This is a genomic window from Corynebacterium vitaeruminis (assembly GCF_001054325.1).
In the GTDB taxonomy this organism is placed as follows: Bacteria; Actinomycetota; Actinomycetes; order Mycobacteriales; family Mycobacteriaceae; genus Corynebacterium; species Corynebacterium vitaeruminis_A.
In genome coordinates, this window is record NZ_JVVM01000009.1 from 1 (window position 1) to 16,881 (window position 16,881).

13 protein-coding genes are annotated in these 16,881 nt (G+C 59.2%); 8 read left to right on the forward strand and 5 right to left on the reverse strand.

Going from position 1 to position 16,881, the window contains the following annotated elements:
- Positions 1-395: 395 nt before the first annotated feature.
- The 4 genes from ADA16_RS10890 to ADA16_RS02165 all read right to left on the reverse strand — a co-directional run bounded on the left by ADA16_RS10890 (position 396) and on the right by ADA16_RS02165 (position 4,131).
- Positions 396-734, reverse strand: coding sequence for a pirin family protein (locus ADA16_RS10890; protein WP_414629638.1), 339 nt, complete (start codon positions 732-734; stop codon positions 396-398).
- A 291-nt stretch (positions 735-1,025) separates the two neighbouring features.
- Positions 1,026-1,769, reverse strand: coding sequence for a LutC/YkgG family protein (locus ADA16_RS02155; RefSeq protein WP_053084288.1), 744 nt, complete (start codon positions 1,767-1,769; stop codon positions 1,026-1,028).
- Positions 1,770-1,771: 2 nt separating this feature from the next.
- The gene (locus ADA16_RS02160) at positions 1,772-3,343 is read right to left on the reverse strand and encodes a LutB/LldF family L-lactate oxidation iron-sulfur protein (RefSeq protein ID WP_048758742.1); all 1,572 of its coding nucleotides are present in this window, start codon (positions 3,341-3,343) and stop codon (positions 1,772-1,774) included.
- On the reverse strand, positions 3,343-4,131 hold the full coding sequence (locus ADA16_RS02165) for a (Fe-S)-binding protein (RefSeq protein ID WP_048758744.1): 789 nt from the start codon (positions 4,129-4,131) through the stop codon (positions 3,343-3,345). Before ADA16_RS02165 ends, ADA16_RS02160 begins: the two co-directional genes overlap by 1 nt.
- Before the next feature lie 263 nt (positions 4,132-4,394).
- Here ADA16_RS02165 and argS point away from each other — a divergent pair, with 263 nt between their 5' ends.
- From argS to thrB, 4 genes are all read left to right on the forward strand, one after another.
- The gene (argS, locus tag ADA16_RS02170; protein WP_414629640.1) at positions 4,395-5,996 is read left to right on the forward strand and encodes an arginine--tRNA ligase; all 1,602 of its coding nucleotides are present in this window, start codon (positions 4,395-4,397) and stop codon (positions 5,994-5,996) included.
- Positions 5,997-6,064: 68 nt separating this feature from the next.
- On the forward strand, positions 6,065-7,483 hold the full coding sequence (gene lysA / locus ADA16_RS02175; RefSeq protein WP_048758747.1) for a diaminopimelate decarboxylase: 1,419 nt from the start codon (positions 6,065-6,067) through the stop codon (positions 7,481-7,483).
- Positions 7,480-8,814, forward strand: a complete 1,335-nt coding sequence (locus ADA16_RS02180; RefSeq protein ID WP_048758749.1) for a homoserine dehydrogenase — start codon at positions 7,480-7,482, stop codon at positions 8,812-8,814. Before lysA ends, ADA16_RS02180 begins: the two co-directional genes overlap by 4 nt.
- Positions 8,815-9,741 carry a homoserine kinase gene (gene thrB, locus ADA16_RS02185; RefSeq protein ID WP_048758750.1) on the forward strand — a complete coding sequence of 309 codons (927 nt, stop codon included), beginning with the start codon at positions 8,815-8,817 and terminating at the stop codon, positions 9,739-9,741.
- A gap of 44 nt (positions 9,742-9,785) precedes the next feature.
- Here thrB and ADA16_RS02190 read toward each other — a convergent pair whose 3' ends face one another.
- Positions 9,786-11,504 (reverse strand): long-chain fatty-acid--CoA ligase, encoded by a 1,719-nt coding sequence (locus ADA16_RS02190; protein WP_048758752.1) that lies wholly within the window; start codon positions 11,502-11,504, stop codon positions 9,786-9,788.
- Between the two features lie 513 nt (positions 11,505-12,017).
- Between ADA16_RS02190 and rho the strand changes: the two genes are divergently transcribed.
- The 4 genes from rho (at position 12,018) to ADA16_RS02210 (ending at position 16,831) form a co-directional block, all read left to right on the forward strand.
- A complete protein-coding gene (gene rho / locus ADA16_RS02195) occupies positions 12,018-14,033 on the forward strand; it encodes a transcription termination factor Rho (RefSeq protein ID WP_048758755.1) in 2,016 nt (671 codons plus the stop codon).
- A 99-nt stretch (positions 14,034-14,132) separates the two neighbouring features.
- Positions 14,133-15,206 (forward strand): peptide chain release factor 1, encoded by a 1,074-nt coding sequence (prfA, locus tag ADA16_RS02200; protein ID WP_048758757.1) that lies wholly within the window; start codon positions 14,133-14,135, stop codon positions 15,204-15,206.
- A complete protein-coding gene (prmC, locus tag ADA16_RS02205; protein WP_048758883.1) occupies positions 15,193-16,143 on the forward strand; it encodes a peptide chain release factor N(5)-glutamine methyltransferase in 951 nt (316 codons plus the stop codon). The genes prfA and prmC overlap by 14 nt, the downstream gene beginning before the upstream one ends.
- A gap of 31 nt (positions 16,144-16,174) precedes the next feature.
- Positions 16,175-16,831, forward strand: coding sequence for an L-threonylcarbamoyladenylate synthase (locus ADA16_RS02210; protein ID WP_048758761.1), 657 nt, complete (start codon positions 16,175-16,177; stop codon positions 16,829-16,831).
- The last annotated feature ends 50 nt before the right edge of the window (positions 16,832-16,881 follow it).

A 16,881-nucleotide genomic window follows, 5' to 3' on the forward strand; every position in this document is an offset into this window, starting at 1 on the left:
ACCGGAACGATCTCATGAGACATGCGGAACGATGTCACCGAACCAGACACCTCGGGGGCACGATTTATCCCTTAAGCGGTTAGGTTTGATTAGATTCGCCTGATTGCTTGAGGGATTTTTGTTTTAGCTGGTGGCGGGGTGGGGGGTAATAGACAAAAGTGTGTCCGGTCGGGGTGCCGTCGGATGGGCACCATTTGCTACTTACCTCAATGCAAGTTAGTGAGTGCGCTTATAGCAAAAATGACCCGAAAAATGGCCTGAAAGTGCCATAAAGTCGAACAGTTTCACATGTGCAGCGCGTCGGAGATTCCGGTTAATTGGCTGGGCGACTGACCGTGTCATCGGCGTAGCGGGCAAACTGGCCCTCTTCAAAGGACGCAGCCGGATCGTTGGAATCAAACGGCCATGCGCCGAGTAGCCGTGGCCATTGTCATCAGTGCCGCCGACGTGCGGAGTGTCTTCAGCCCAGAACATCTGGAAGTGTGGCTTTGCCTGCTTACCCGTCGGCGCCGGTGGGTCAGCCACTGTGTGTCGCCCTCGCCGTAACGAGCCTGTGCGCCCTCGGCATCAGTGTGGTCAACAAAGCCTTCCTCGACAATCGAGATGGTTTCAAAGCCGCGGTGAGGGCGGGAGGGGAAGCCGGGGACGGTCGTGTCGTGGTACATCGACCAGCCGTCCTTGCCGGAAAAGTCCATCCCGGTATTGCGGCCAAGAAGTGAGGCATCGGGAGTCATGGTTTGGCCCTTGGTCTGTGGATATAGGTCTAGTGGTGGACCGCAAACAGGAATGGGGCCGTACCAGGAAGCTGCGGATTATCGGCTGCGGAGAATTTTTGAATGATTGCGCTTATGACAGACTTCTTTTAACTGGCTGATTAGTCGGTTTCATTTTCTACAACGCAATGTTGACACACTAACATTGCGAAGCTTCGGTGAAACCGCTGTCTGGGCAAGCAATGCTTTCAAAATGGGACTGGAAAGCGCGACAAGGTCGGGTGATTAGTCCTTAACGGAGAGTATTCGCCGCTACCCAGCAATAATTACGATCAGCGTGCGCGGACCGTGGACACCTTCGACTCGGGCAAGCTCGATGTCCGAGGTCGCGGAAGGCCCCGAAATCATGGTGATAGGAGCGGTCGGGTCGGTCTCGCGTAGGCGGGAAATCGCCTCCGGGATGCCGTAGACGACCGTAGAAGCTGGCACAACACAGATATGAATATCCGGCACCAAGGTCAGCGCGCGGCGCCCAGAAGTGGCCGAACCGTCCAGGAAAATGGTGCCGGTCTCGGCGCAGGTGACAGCAGAGCTAGTGACAATCGCATCGAGTTCGTCGAGCTCTTGGGCGTTGAAACCGGTGTCGACCCGCAGCTCAACCGACGAATCACCAGCAGCTGACTCCTCAACAGCGCCACCCATGCCCGCAACCCACTCGCGGTTAAGACCTTCGGGAATACCAATCAATGAGGCCCCGACATCCGCAATTGCCTTTTTCACCGCTTCATTAATCTCCGTTGCCGCGCTGCCACAGCGACGCACATCGGCTTTGTAATCGGCAATGCGCTCGTCGGCAAGCGAAATGATTTCTTCGGTCGCCAGATTGGAGGAACGTTCGTAATCGCGGGGGACATCAAAATGTGTGCCGGGCTCGCCAGTGATGATGCCTACGTCAGAGGCCAAGTCGCGGTCTGCAAAAGCGATCTTCTGAGCGTTGCGGATACGCTCGAGAATTTCGCTCTTGGCAATGTTCGCGGATGCTGGGGAATGGGACATCTCTAGGCCTCCTTATCGGACGAGTCAGATTGCTCGGAATCCGACAGCCCATTAATCTTCGTCGGAACCTGGTTAGTGGATTCGTGGGCGAGCTGCGTGGACAGGTCCTGCGAGCCCCACAGCGAGCGGAACGGCTTCTTCGGCGGGATCGGGGTATCGCGCACATCCGACCACCCGCTGAGGAAGAGTGGCAGCGAGTGGATCTCCCCGTCCTTCAGCCCGAGTACGCGGGCGAGGGAGGCTATCTTAGTGCTCATGTTCCACAGCTTCTGATTGCCCATGATGAACCCGAGCGTGGCAAAGAGCTTGCCCTCCACCGGCGGACGGTGCTCCGTGACCTTACGGTGTCGCAGCTCCAGCAGCGCCGCAGGGATGTCAATTCGCACCGGGCAGACCTCAAAGCAAGCCCCACACAGCGAGGACGCATAGGGCAGCGAAGCATTCGGATCATCGTAGGAATCCATGCCGGTGAGCTGCGGAGACAAAATCGCACCAATCGGGCCCGGGTAGACCGAACCGTAAGCGTGGCCACCCACGTGCTCATATACCGGGCAGATATTCAGGCAAGCCGAGCAGCGAATGCACTTCAGTGCCTCACGTCCAATCGGATCGGCTAGGGTGGCCGAGCGCCCATTGTCCAGCAGCACAATATGGAAATTCTTCGGACCGTCGCCGTCCGTGGTTCCCGTCCACAGGGAGGTGTAAGGGTTCATGCGCTCGCCTGTCGACGACCGCGGCAGTAGCTGCAAGAAAACTTCCAAGTCCTGGAAGGTGGGAAGCAGCTTCTCAATACCCATCACCGAAATCAGTGTCTCCGGCAGCGTGAGACACATACGGCCGTTGCCCTCAGATTCGACGACGGCCACAGTACCGGTTTCGGCCACACCGAAGTTGGCACCGGAAATCGCAACCTTGGCCTCCATAAACTGCTTGCGCAGGAACTTGCGGGAGGCCTCGGCCAAATCAGCTGGATTGGCTTCCAGATCCGGGTCGACTCCGGGGATTCCGTTTAAGAAAATCTCGCGGATATCCTCGCGATTGCGGTGGATAGCAGGAACCAGGATGTGGCTCGGCATATCGTCGGCAAGCTGAACGATGAGTTCAGCCAGATCCGTTTCGCGGGCGGTGATGCCGACGTCGGCGAGCGCTTCGTTCAAGCCGATTTCCTGCGTGGCCATTGACTTGATCTTGACGACATTTTCCTCGCCGGTTTCCTTGACCAGACCAGTAATGATGCGGTTTGCCTCGGCGGCATCACGGGCCCAATGCACATGCCCACCAGCATTTGTGACCGACTCTTCGAACTGTTCCAGCAGTTCTGGTAGGCGTGCCATGACATCGCGCTTGATGTGGCTGCCTGCAAGGCGTAGCTGCTCCCAGTCGTTCTTCTCCGCCACTACGTCCGCGCGCTTCTGACGAATCGAACGCGTGGCATGACCGACATTTTCGCGCATGCGCGTGTTCTTGAGCTCATCGTGCGCTGCGGCCGTGAACCCGTGCTCACCGCGCAGATGCCCGACACCGCGCGGCGCACGTGGAGGAAGGGTAGGCATGCCGACATTAATTGCGACCATTACTGCTCACCTCGCAGGGAAGCCTCTTGGCGGTTGTGCAAATCAAACGGATCATCGTTGGTGGAGGCCAAAATCTCGGCCATATGGATGGCGTGCACGCCCGAGTCCTGGCGACGCAGCGCGCCGCCGATATTGAGCAAGCACGAGGCATCGCCCGCAGTGACGAACTCTGCTTCCGTAGCGCGAATATTCGCCGTCTTATCAGCGACCATTGCAGCGGACGTTTCCGCATTCTTCACTGCGAAGGTACCGCCGAAACCGCAGCACTCCGCCGCGCCGGGCAGCTCGCGCAGATCGATTCCATCGACTGCACTGAGCAGCCGCCACGGACGGTCGCCCACCTTGAGCACTCGTAAGCTGTGGCAGGTGGAGTGGTAGGTCACTGAGTGGGGGAAGTAAGCACCGACGTCGGTCACACCAGCGACATCGGTGATGAACTCGGAGAGATCCAGCGTCTTGTTCGCGCAGGCCTGTGCCGCATGGGTTTGGGCACGGGTACCGTAGCGGCCCGCGATCATCGGATGCTGGTGGCGAACGGCGCCGGCGCAGGAACCGGACGGGGCGACAACGTAGTCAATCGAGGAATCCGCAAAAGCATCAGCGTAGGTGTCTAGCTGAGGAAGGATTTCCTTCTGGTACCCGGTGTTGACGTGCATCTGGCCGCAACAGGTTTGCTGTGGCGGAAAGACCACATCACATCCGAGCCGCGTGAGGACTCTGGCTGTCGCACTCACTGCATCCGGAAACATCATGTCCCCGATGCAGGTCGCGAAAAGTGCTACTTTCACGGTCGCTCCAAAATGGGTTGAGGATAAGGCAATATTTTCCTACCTGAATGCTACGCCTAGGCTCGGATTAAATCTGTTCTCAACGCAAATTCGCCTGGATCGTGAAAATGGTTAGTTGCAGTCGGACTCCACGACCTGCCGATGCCCCTCAAATGAATCTTTTGGTGGCTGATGTTTCCACGACTGCGATTGACCTAATAGGATAGGCAATCGTGAATCCTGCTGATCTTGCTGTCCTAGTCCGAAAAGTCACCGTCGAGGTTTTGACGTCCCACGATGCCGATGTCTCTATCGTGCCGGAGAACCCGACTGTCGAGCGTCCGCGTAACCCTGAGCACGGCGACTACGCAACAAATATTGCCATGCAGCTGGGCAAGCGCGTCGGCATGGTGCCGCGTGACTTGGCAACTGAAATTGCCGCAGCACTCGGCGCTTCTGAGGGCATCGATGAAGCGACCATTGCAGGCCCGGGCTTCATTAACATCCGCCTGGCCTCCGATGCCCAGGGCAAGATCGTCGAGGACGTCTTGGCAGCAGGGGAGAAGTGGGGCCATGCCGACTTCAACTCCGACCTCGACGTGAACTTGGAGTTCGTTTCCGCAAACCCGACCGGCCCAATTCACCTGGGCGGTACTCGGTGGGCGGCAGTCGGTGACGCTCTCGGTCGTGTCCTGTCCGCCACGGGCGCCAAGGTCACCCGCGAGTACTACTTCAATGACCACGGTCGCCAGATTGACCGCTTCTCCGACTCCCTGGTTGCCGCCGCTCGCAATCAGCCGACCCCGGAGGATGGCTACGGCGGAGCGTACATCCAGGACATTGCTGCTGCTGTGATGGAGAAGAACCCGCAGGCGCTCGAGGGCTCTGAGGATGAAATTCAGGAGCACTTCCGCGCTATCGGTGTGGACATGATGTTCGAGCACATTAAGGAGTCTCTGCACGAGTTCGGCACCGATTTCGATGTTTACTTCCACGAAAACTCGCTGTTCGAGTCCGGTCAGGTGGAAGCAGCTGTCAATTCCCTGAAGGAAAACGGCAAGCTCTACGAAGCTGACGGCGCATGGTGGCTGAAGTCCACCGATTACGGTGACGACAAGGACCGCGTGGTCATCAAGTCCGATGGCGATGCAGCCTACATTGCGGGTGACATCGCCTACGTTAAGAACAAGTTCGACCGCGGGCACAACCTGTGCATTTACATGCTGGGTGCCGATCACCACGGCTACATCGCACGTCTGCGCGCCGCCGCTGCCGCGCTGGGCTACAACGCCGACGGCGTCGAGGTGCTCATCGGCCAGATGGTCAATTTGCTTCGCGACGGCAAGGCTGTCCGGATGTCCAAGCGTGCAGGCACAGTAGTGACCTTGGACGACCTGGTTGAGGCGATCGGCGTCGATGCCGCTCGCTACTCGCTGATTCGTTCCTCCGTGGACTCCAGCCTGGATATTGACTTGGGCCTGTGGGCTTCACAGTCCAGCGATAACCCGGTCTACTACGTCCAGTACGGTCACGCTCGTCTGTGTTCAATCGGTCGCCGTGCCGAAGAAGCCGGTGTGACCAGTGAGGGTGCCGACTTCTCCCTGCTGGTTGAAGACCGCGAGGGTGAGCTTATCCGCACCATCGGCGAGTTTCCGGCCATCATCAAATCTGCAGCTGACCTGCGGGAACCGCACCGCGTTGCCCGCTACGCTGAGCAGCTTGCCGGTGTCTTCCACCGTTTCTACGACACTTGCCAGATTCTGCCGAAGGCCGACGAAGAGGTATCCGAGCTGCACCGCGCTCGTCTCGGCCTGGCTGAGGCCACCCGCCAGACGCTGGCCAATGCTCTGCAGCTGCTCGGTGTTACCGCACCAGAGCGCATGTAGTCGAAAGTGCCCGCAAAAACTACACACCCCGTGGCCCCGTCAGGGTGACGGAGAAAGAGAGCTGTTTCGTGCCTATCGACGGCAATGGATTCGAGCTTGGCGGCTACACCCGCCCCGATTCTACCCAATTTAATGAACTACCAGCGCATGTCTGGCCAACTACCGCCCGTCGTCGTGGTGATGACGAGGAGAATCCCGGTTCGGTGGAAGTTGGTGGCGTGAGCTTGGTCGACATTGCCAAGGAGTTTGGCACCCCGGTTTTTGTCGTCGATGAGCAGGACTTCCGCTCTCGTTGCCGTGCGATGACGAAGGCCTTCCGCGGTGCGGAAAATGTCCACTACGCATCCAAGGCTTTCCTGTCGAAGACCATTGCCCGCTGGGTAATGGAGGAAGGGTTGCATCTCGATGTCGCCTCCGGCAATGAGATGGCTATTGCTCTAGCTGCGGGTTTCCCAGCCAAGGACATGACCTTCCACGGCAACAACAAGTCCACCGCAGAGCTGCAGGATGCTATTTCAGCTGGCGTGGGCAAGATTGTGCTGGACTCCCGTTCGGAGCTGCGTCGCCTGTCCCAGGTCGCGGCTGAAGCCGGTGTGGTGCAGGACGTGCTCGTCCGTGTAAAGCCCGGTGTGGAGGCACACACTCACGAGTTCATCGCTACTGCGCACGAGGATCAGAAGTTCGGCTTCTCTCTCGCGTCCGGTTCGGCGCTGGAAGCAGCCAGCCTCGTAGAAGAGGACGACAATCTGCGCCTGATTGGCTTGCACTGCCACATCGGATCCCAGATTGTCGACTCCGACGGTTTCATTCTCGCTGCTGAGCGCGTGTTCTCGCTGGTGGAAAAGCTCGTCGAACGCCACGGCACTGAAATCTCCGAGCACTTCAACACCCTCGACCTCGGCGGCGGTTTCGGTATCGCCTACACCGCCGGCGAGCAGCCCCTCGAGGTTGCTCCGCTTGCCGACGAGATCCTCGCTGCCGTCGACAAGCTTGCGCAGCGTATCGGCATTGCGACTCCGACTGTGGCCGTTGAGCCAGGTCGTGCCATCGTGGGCCCGTCCATGGTCACGGTGTACGAAGTGGGCACTTTGAAGGATGTGACCATCGATGACGGCATGACCCGTCGTTACGTATCGGTCGATGGCGGGATGAGCGACAATATTCGTCCGGCGCTTTACGGCTCCAACTATGATGGTCGCATCGTTAATCGTGAAGTGTCAGGTTCCAGGATTCCCACCCGCGTCGTCGGAAAGCACTGCGAATCGGGAGACATTCTGATTAATGACGCGAACTACCCGAACGACATTGTCGAGGGTGATCTGTTCGCGCTGGCTGCTACTGGGGCATACTGTTACGCAATGGCCAGCCGCTACAACATGCTGACGCGACCACCAGTAGTGTCGGTGTGTGATGGTCGAGCGACCCAACTGTTAAGACGAGAAACCGTACAAGACTTACTAAGCCTGGAGTGTGAAACGCCACTATGACTGCCGCAACGAATAATCCTGGAAAGGGCGAGGGCCACAAGGTTGGTGTCGCTATTTTAGGTCTTGGCACAGTCGGTACTGAGGTTTACCGCCTGCTTAACGAGAAGGCTGAGGACTTCGAGCGCCGCATCGGCGGCCCGGTTGAGGTCGTTGGCATTGCTGTGAGCGACAAGACCAAGCCGCGCCCGAATGTGGATCAGGATCTTCTCACGGACGATGCATTTTCGCTGGTTCAGCGCGATGACGTTGACCTGGTAGTCGAGGTCATCGGCGGTATTGACTACCCACGTCGCGTTGTTTTGGAGGCGCTGCGTGCAGGCAAGTCGGTTGTGACCGCCAATAAGGCGCTTGTTGCAGCTCACGGCGAGGAGCTCTCTGAGGCTGCCGATTCCTCGGGTGTCGACCTCTTCTTCGAGGCAGCTGTGGCTGCAGCTATCCCGGTCGTCGGCCCGCTGCGCCGCTCGCTGGCCGGTGACACTGTCAATAAGGTCATGGGCATTGTCAACGGCACCACCAACTTCATCCTTGATGCGATGGACTCCACCGGTGCGGACTACGACGAGATGCTGGCAGAGGCCACCCGCCTGGGCTACGCAGAGGCCGACCCGACTGCAGATGTCGAGGGCCACGATGCCGCTTCCAAGGCTGCCATTCTGGCCAGCCTGGCATTCCACACCCGCGTGACTGCTGGTGATGTTCACTGCGAGGGCATCACCCAGATCACTGCCGACGACATCGCAGCCGCCAAGAGCGCTGACTGCACCATTAAGCTGCTGGCTACTTGTGAGCGTGTCAAGGACGAGGATGGCAAGGAGTCCATCTCCGCCCGCGTGTACCCGGCGCTGATTCCACGTCGCCACCCGTTGGCAACTGTGCGTGAGTCCTTCAACGCCGTCTTCATTGAGGCCGAGGCCGCGGGCCGCCTGATGTTCTACGGCAACGGTGCTGGTGGTAATCCAACTGCTTCCGCAGTGCTCGGTGACCTCGTTGCCGCTGCTCGTAACATCGTCCACGGCGGTCGTGCACCGGGAGATTCCACCTACGCCAATCTGCCGATTTTGGACTTCGGCGACGTTCGCACCCGCTACCACATCGATCTGCACGTCGATGATCGCGTCGGAGTGCTTGCCGATGTCGCTCGCACCTTCTCGGATCACAACATCTCCCTGCGCACCGTCCGCCAGGAGGAGGGCGCAAACGGCGCTCGCCTGGTCATCGTGACCCACAAGGCACTGGAGAAGGATTTGGAAGCAACGGTCGGCGAGCTGCGCACCAACGACGCGGTAATGGCCGTCAACAACGTCATTCGTATCGAAGGAATGGATATCTAAATGGCACAGGAGCTTTTCCCGGGTCAGAAGGTCACTGTCACGGTTGCAGGTTCGTCAGCGAACTTGGGTCCGGGCTTCGACACCCTGGGGCTTGCCGTTGCGCTCTACGACATCGTCGAGGTCGAGGTCATCGAGTCCGGCGTCGTTGTCGAAATTCACGGCGAGGGCGAAGTCGATTTGCCGCGCAACGAATCTAACCTGGTTGTACGCGCGATTCGCGCGGGTCTTCGCGCCGCAGGCGTCGAAGCACCGGGCCTGAAGGTCGTTTGCCACAACACCATTCCGCAGTCGCGCGGTCTGGGATCCTCCGCAGCCGCCGCCGTCGCCGGTGTGGCTGCCGCTAATGGTCTGGCAGGCTTCCCGCTTACTGACGACCAGGTAATTCAGGAATCCTCAGTCTTCGAAGGCCACCCGGATAACGCTGGCGCATCTGTCCTCGGCGGGGCAGTGGTCAGCTGGACTGACAAGCCTGTCGACGGCCGCACTGCGCCACAGTATCGAGCTGTCAGCATTCCAGTGCACGAGTCCATTCAGGCGACTGCGCTCGTACCAGCATTCCACGCTTCCACGAATGCAGTCCGTCAGGTTCTGCCGAGCGACGTTTCGCATGTCGACGCTCGTTTCAATGTCTCCCGCACTGCGGTTATGACCGCAGCACTGCAGTCCCACCCGGAACTGCTGTGGGAGGGCACGCGAGACCGCCTGCACCAGCCGTACCGCTCCGACGTGCTGCCGGTGACCGCAGAGTGGGTAAACCGCCTGCGCAACCGTGGCTATGCGGCATTCCTCTCGGGTGCCGGCCCGACCTGTATGGTGCTGGGAACTAACGCCGTGGATGAGAAGATCCTGGAAGATGCCCGCGAGGCTGGCATCAAGGTCATGGAGTTGGGAATCGGCGAGCCGGTCAAGGTCGTGGTTGACAGCTAGGCAGTCCCTGCGGCCAGGGGCCGAGCCGGAGCCGGCGAAGCGACCTATTTTTCGCCCGGCCCCTTCAACTTCACAATGCTGAACTGACCTGCGCTCAAGTACGAGCGCAGGTCTTTCTTGTCGAACTTACCCACAGAGGTCTTATCAATTGAGTCCACGAAGGCCCAGTACTCCGGCAGCATCCACTTCGGCAGCTTTGGCCGCAGCTGATCGCGGAGCAGCTCAGCAGTTTCCTTGCTCGGATCAACTTCCGGCATCAGCACAGTAATCGCCAGCGGACGCTCACCCCACTTCTTATCCGGCATACCGATAATTGCGCACTCGAGCACCTGGGGGATTTCCATTACAAAGTTCTCCAGCTGTGCAGAGTAGATCCACTCACCGCCGGAGCGAATGACATCACGAGCGCGGTCATGAATAGTCAGGTATCCGTCATGGGTAATCGAGCCGACATCGCCTGTGCGAAGCCATCCGTCCTCGGTGAACTGTTCGTTGGCCTCGTCGACTTCAACGCCTCGGAATAGGTGTGCGGTGCCGCCATCTTCAGCCTCCGGAGAGCTGTAGTAGCGCCCGGTGACCGTGTTACCGCGTACCTGCAGCTCACCCTGGTTGCGGTCATGCAGGTCGAGCACGCGGTCCTTGTCGTCAACAATGCGGAACTGCATGATGTCCGGAAAGCGTCCCTGGCTAACTCGATAGCGTTCGCGGGCCTCACCGGAGGCGCCGTACGGAGGGCGGGCCACAGTACCGATAGGCGAAGTCTCGGTCATGCCCCAGAAGTGGATGACATCGACACCGTAGCGCTCTTCCCATAGTCGAATCAGTGCAGGTGGGACAGGGGAACCGCCCGAGAAAATCTCCTGCAGACTCATGCGCTTCGGCGGATTGCTGAGGTAGTGCGCCATGAGGTTAATCCATAGCGTCGGCACGCCCTGTGCCACGCGTGGCATCGAGGTTTCGATGATTTCTGCAAGACGCGGTGCGGACAGGTCAGCGCCGGGGAAAATCAGCGAAGCCCCACACATGAAGGAAGCCAGCGGCACGCCCCAGGAAAGGACGTGGTAAATGGGCACGCAACATAGCCACGGGTTTCCATGCGAAATTGCAAAGGAATCCGTCGTGCGCATGTTCAGGCTGTGCAAGTACAGCGAACGGTGGCTGTAGACAACACCTTTTGGTGCGCCCTCGGTGCCCGTCGAATAGCACATGGCCGCACCGGAGTGTTCGTCGAGTTCGGGCCAGTCGAAGCGGCTGGGGCGGCCGTCGATGAGTGCCTCGTAGGAGTACCACGGGATGCCATCTGGCAGCGGTTCAGCCACGGCCGAGAGGTCGCCAACACCGATGATGACGACAGCACGGACGCACGGGCAGTGGGGAAGAATTTCGGCAAGCAGTTCAATCTCGGTCGGGTCCGCGATAATGATCTGGTCATCGGCGTGATTGATAATGTGCACAATCTGATCTGGCATGAGCTGCTTGTTCAGCGGCTGGAATACCGCGCCCATGGAGGCAACGCCAAGAAAAACCTCGAAATGTTCGGCGCAGTTGTACATCAGGGTGCCGATGCGCTGGTCGCCGTCGATTCCGAGTTCATCGCGAAGCGCATGCGCCAGTGCGCTGGCACGAGCTGCGATGGCGGCAAAGGTGGTGGTCTCGGGACCGTCGCTGTTCCAGGAGGTCACCGGAGTCCGACCATGAATGGTGCGACCGTATTCCACAATCTGAGCGATGTTGAGAGGAATAAGAGGCATCGTACTGCGCATGAGCTCTACAGTACCGACTCGCAGCCCCGCGACCTAGCGAAACGCAGCTGAGAACTAGTGTTGCTACCTGACTATTTGGTGACTATCCTTGGGCAATAGGTCGTTTTCAATACGCGGTTATATACGTACCTCTTCATGTACTCCGCATTCAGTTGACCTTCGCCGTTGCTCGCACAACGTGATGGCGCAGCGTGATATTGAAAACACATAGATCAGTAGCGCGGCTACATAGTCTTGCGGTGCTGTGGACCTAAGTTTTCCTAACCATCTTCAATCCGGCTGCTCGGGTTTGAGATGCGGAAATAATGTAGGCAAGATGCCTCGGTTCAGTTTAATGTCGAGGTCTTTTGCCTGGCTTTTTCGATAATTCCCCGTCATCTGCGGATACTTTTCCGCCCGTGGTAAAGGTTCGACGACGGAGCACACGCGGTGGCGGGCAGTCAGAGCGAAAAAGTGTCAATGACGTAGCCCCTGTAGAGAGTGACTGCAGGGAAGGTCGATGAAAGGACATCCGTGACCGATACGGACACCACTGCCACGGCAGGCGGCCCAGAGAATCTTGCGGCCCTCCGAATGGCAGAACTGCGTGAAATCGCTTCTAGCAAGGGCATTCGCGGCATCTCCGCCATGCGCAAGCATGAGCTGATTGAGGCCATTAAGAATGGGGCCCCGGCTGCCGGTTCCGCTCCCGCTCGGAAGACCCGCGCGAAGAAGGCCGCGGCTCCAGCTGCGGATACCGCCACTAAGGCGAAGGACGCCAAGGAATCGCCGTCGGAACGCGCGGACAACGATTCCAGCAAGAGCGCCGACAAGAGCGACAAGAGCAACGATAAGCGTGATGACGCTAACGCGGACGGCCGCGAGGAGATGTCTCGCTCACAGCAGCGTCGAAATCGTCGTAACCGCGCTCGCCAGCGCGAGCAGGAGAATCAGGACGATCGCAGCAGCGATAGCCGCGACGATTCCGATAACGGCAACGACCGCAGTAACCACAACGACCGCAATGATCGCAATGATCGCAACGATAATCGCGATGACAACCGCGACAATCGGGGCGAGCGCAATAATCGCAACGACCGGAACGACCGCGGTGATCGTAACGATCGCAACGACCGCAATAACCGCAACGATCGCAACAATCACGACCGTGACAACGATGATGACGGCCGTGGCAACCGCAACAACCGTCGTGGCCGCAACAACCGAAATAATGACCGTAACAACCATGACGACGATGGCCGTGGCAACCGTAACCGCCGCAACCGTCGCAATCGCCGCGACCGTCGCGGACGCGATAACAACGGTGGGGGACACGGCGGTCAGGATGAAATCCGCGAGGATGACGTTCTCCAGCCGGTCGCTGGCATCGTCGATGTGCTAGATAACAAGACCGCATTCGTGCGCACCTCCGGCTACCTACCGGGCTCGAACGATGTGCTGGTTTCTGCGCAGATGGTTCGTAAGTACGGCCTGCGCAAGGGCGACGCTGTCACCGGTCAGGTACGCATGCCTCGCGAGAATGGTTCGGGCCAGATCACTCATGGCAACGGCCGTAATCGCCGCAAGTACAACCCGCTGGTCAAGGTCGAAACTGTTAACGGTCTCGATCCGGAGCAGGCAAAGCAGCGTCCGAACTTCGCTAAGCTCACCCCGCTGTACCCGAACCGCCGACTGCGTCTCGAGACCGAGCAGAAGATTCTCACCACTCGCGTCATCGACTTGATTATGCCGATTGGTAAGGGCCAGCGCGCACTCATTGTTTCGCCGCCGAAGGCCGGTAAGACCACGATTCTGCAGAACATCGCGAACGCTATCGCGACGAACAACCCCGAGTGCTACATGATGGTCGTGCTTGTCGACGAGCGCCCGGAGGAAGTCACCGACATGCAGCGCAGTGTCCGTGGCGAGGTTATTGCTTCTACCTTCGACCGCCCGCCGTCAGATCACACGGCAGTGGCTGAGCTCGCGATTGAACGTGCAAAGCGCCTGGTGGAACAGGGGCAGGATGTCGTTGTCCTGCTGGACTCCATCACCCGCCTTGGCCGCGCGTACAACAACTCTTCGCCGGCATCGGGTCGAATCCTCTCCGGTGGTGTGGATTCCAATGCTCTGTACCCACCGAAGCGCTTCTTGGGTGCTGCCCGAAACATCGAAGAGGGCGGCAGCCTCACCATTATCGCCACCGCGATGGTGGAGACCGGTTCGGCAGGCGATACCGTGATCTTCGAGGAGTTCAAGGGCACCGGCAACGCCGAGCTCAAGCTCGACCGCAAGATTTCCGAGCGTCGCGTGTTCCCGGCAGTGGATGTCAACCCCTCGGGTACCCGTAAGGATGAGCTGCTGCTCAGCACGGAGGAGGCTCGCGTGATGCACAAGCTGCGCCGCATCCTCTCCGCGCTGGAGTCGCAGGCTGCTATCGACCTGTTGATTAAGCAGTTGAAGAAGACCCGTAACAACAAGGAATTCCTGATGCAGGTGGCTTCTTCTGCACCAATGGCCGCCGATGTTGATGTGGACGACATGCTTTAGCTGGGGTTAGCCACAAGGAGCGGTGACACAGCGCCGCGCTTTCCCAAAAAACCTCAGCACTGACCAGCATTCACCCATCACAACTTGAAGGAATATTCAATGGCTAATCAGGTTTCCGCAGTTGACGACATCCTCTCTGAGTACCACGGTCTCGAGGCACAGCTGGCTGACCCCGAACTGCATAACGATCCGAAGGCGGCCCGCAAAGTCGGCAAGCGCTTCAACGAGTTGCAGCCGGTCATTCAGACTCACAAGAAGTTGACGCAGGTCCAGGATGACCTGGAGGCAGCTCGTGAGATGGCCTACGAGGACTCCGAGTTTGCAGCTGAGGCTGAGCGTCTCGCCGCTGAGTCGGAGGAACTCGAGGAGAAGCTCGCTGACCTGCTGGCTCCGCGCGATCCGCACGACAGCGATGACATCGTTATGGAGATTAAGTCTGGTGCCGGCGGTGAGGAAGCGGCCCTCTTCGCAGGTGAGCTTGCTCGCATGTATCAGCGCTACGCCGAAAAGCACGGCTTTACCACCGAAATCCTCGGCCTGTCCGAGTCGGATCTCGGCGGCGTGAAGGACATGACCATGTCCATCCGCGCCAAGACTCCGTCCCGCGACGGTGCGTGGAGCGTGTTCAAGTTCGAAGGTGGCGTCCACCGCGTGCAGCGCGTGCCGGTCACCGAATCACAGGGCCGTATTCAGACTTCCGCGGCTGGCGTGCTGGTCTACCCGGAGCCCGACGAGGTCGAGGACATCCAGATTGACGAAAAGGATCTGCGTGTCGACGTCTACCGTTCCTCCGGTAAGGGCGGTCAGGGTGTTAACACCACTGACTCCGCGGTACGCCTAACTCACCTGCCAACTGGCCTCGTCGTTACCTGTCAGAAGGAGCGTTCGCAGATTCAGAACAAGGCCCGCGCCCTGCAGGTCCTTGCTGCTCGACTCCAGCAGATGAAGGAAGATGAGATCGCCGAGGCCGCCTCCGACCAGCGTAAGTCGCAGGTTCGCAACATGGATCGTTCCGAGCGCATCCGCACCTACAACTTCCCGGAGAACCGCGTTTCCGATCACCGCATCGGCTACAAGGCTCACAACCTGGACTCGGTGCTGGGTGGCGACATGGATGACCTGCTCAAGGCTCTCCACGATGCGGAGCGCGCTGAACGTCTTGAAGCCGAGTAGTCCCACGCCCGCAGAAAATAGTTCGCCGACGTTACCGGATTCCGTCCGTACTCTCGGCGAGCTGTTGCGCTATGCGCGCCGCACGCTTGACGACGCCGCGCTGGCCTCCCCGGATGCCGACGCACGAGCGCTATTTGCAGCCGCTACTAATGCCGGGCCAGCGGATGTCATCTTCCGCGGAGACGAACCGTACACCGATGAGGCTGGTCGCACACAGCTGGCAGAGATGCTAGTCCGCAGAGCGGCTCGTGAGCCACTGCAACACATCCTTGGCACGGCACCGATGATGAGCCTGGAACTGCAGGTCGGACCCGGTGTTTTCGTGCCCCGCCCGGAGACGGAACTGCTTGCGCAGTGGGCGATAGACCGAGCCCGTGAGTTGGTCGCAAGTGACGTCGTCAAGCCGAAAATCGTCGACCTGTGTACCGGATCCGGTGCGTTGGCGTTGGCGATTGCCGATGCTGTACCCGAAGCGGAAGTGGTGGCTGTGGAGCTCTCTGAGCGGGCACGGGCGTGGGCTGCGAAGAACATCGAGACCTATGGCGATGGGCGTGTACGTCTGATTGCTGGCGATGTCACGGATGTTCGGCTAATAAGCGACGGTGCTGCGCTAGCGGATTGGGTAGGCGAGACCGACATTGTTGTGTCCAACCCTCCGTATGTGCCCGAAGACACCGAGGTTGATCCCGAAGTGAGGGCTGATCCGCACTCGGCGGTCTTTGGTGGCGACGATGGGCTAGATGTCATTCGACCTATGATGAACCTGGTAGATGCACTGGCGCGGCCGGGTGGAGTCGTCGGCATCGAGCACGATGACTCTTCAGGTGGCGATGTCAGTTCACTGCTGAAGGACACCTGGGATTACGCTGATGTAGAAGTCCATCGGGACTTTGCGGGCCGTGATCGTTTTACGGTGGGGCGTAAAAATTATTCTTAAAGCAAAACTTTGAAGCAGGAGCAAAAATCTGATGAGCAGGATCATGGACTGCAGCACAGATGAAAACCGAGAGCGCACAATTGCCGCAGCAGTAGACGCTGTGAAGGCAGGACGGCTGGTAGTTATGCCAACCGATACCGTCTACGGGCTTGGCTGCGATGCCTTTGATAACCAGGCCGTTGCCTCCCTGTTGCGGGCCAAGCACCGAGGCCCGGATATGCCGGTGCCGGTGCTGGTCGGTTCCTGGACCACGATTGAGGGGCTTGTCCGCGAATACTCGCCGGCAGCGCGCGCACTGGTGGAGGCCTTCTGGCCGGGCGGACTGTCGTTGGTTGTGAATCAGGCACCGAGCCTGCCGTGGAACCTCGGTGACACCGCGGGTACAGTCATGCTGCGCATGCCACTGCACCCAATCGCCATTGAGATTCTGCGCCGCACCGGGCCGATGGCCGTGTCCAGTGCGAACATCTCCGGCCAGGCACCGGCTACCAATGCCGTGCGGGCAAAGCAGATGCTCGGTGGGGAAGCGGCTGTCTACGTCGACGGAGGTGAAGCTACGATTGGCACACCATCGACGATTGTGGATATTTCGACTCCAGTACCGCGGATTCTGCGCGAAGGTGCTGTGTCAGCTGCGGCGGTTGCCGAGGTTTTGAGTACAACCCCCGAGCGACTGCTGGGACAGTAGTCTTAGCTACCTAGAGTCTTTTCTGTTTAGAGTCTTACCTATTTAGTACG

Coding starts and splice junctions, on each gene's coding strand:
- ADA16_RS10890 (WP_414629638.1), bottom strand. CDS start 734: ATGACTCCCGATGCCTCACTTCTTGGCCGCAATACCGGGATGGACTTT.
- ADA16_RS02155 (WP_053084288.1), bottom strand. CDS start 1,769: ATGTCCCATTCCCCAGCATCCGCGAACATTGCCAAGAGCGAAATTCTC.
- ADA16_RS02160 (WP_048758742.1), bottom strand. CDS start 3,343: ATGGTCGCAATTAATGTCGGCATGCCTACCCTTCCTCCACGTGCGCCG.
- ADA16_RS02180 (WP_048758749.1), top strand. CDS start 7,480: ATGACTGCCGCAACGAATAATCCTGGAAAGGGCGAGGGCCACAAGGTT.
- thrB (WP_048758750.1), top strand. CDS start 8,815: ATGGCACAGGAGCTTTTCCCGGGTCAGAAGGTCACTGTCACGGTTGCA.
- ADA16_RS02190 (WP_048758752.1), bottom strand. CDS start 11,504: ATGCGCAGTACGATGCCTCTTATTCCTCTCAACATCGCTCAGATTGTG.
- prfA (WP_048758757.1), top strand. CDS start 14,133: ATGGCTAATCAGGTTTCCGCAGTTGACGACATCCTCTCTGAGTACCAC.
- ADA16_RS02210 (WP_048758761.1), top strand. CDS start 16,175: ATGAGCAGGATCATGGACTGCAGCACAGATGAAAACCGAGAGCGCACA.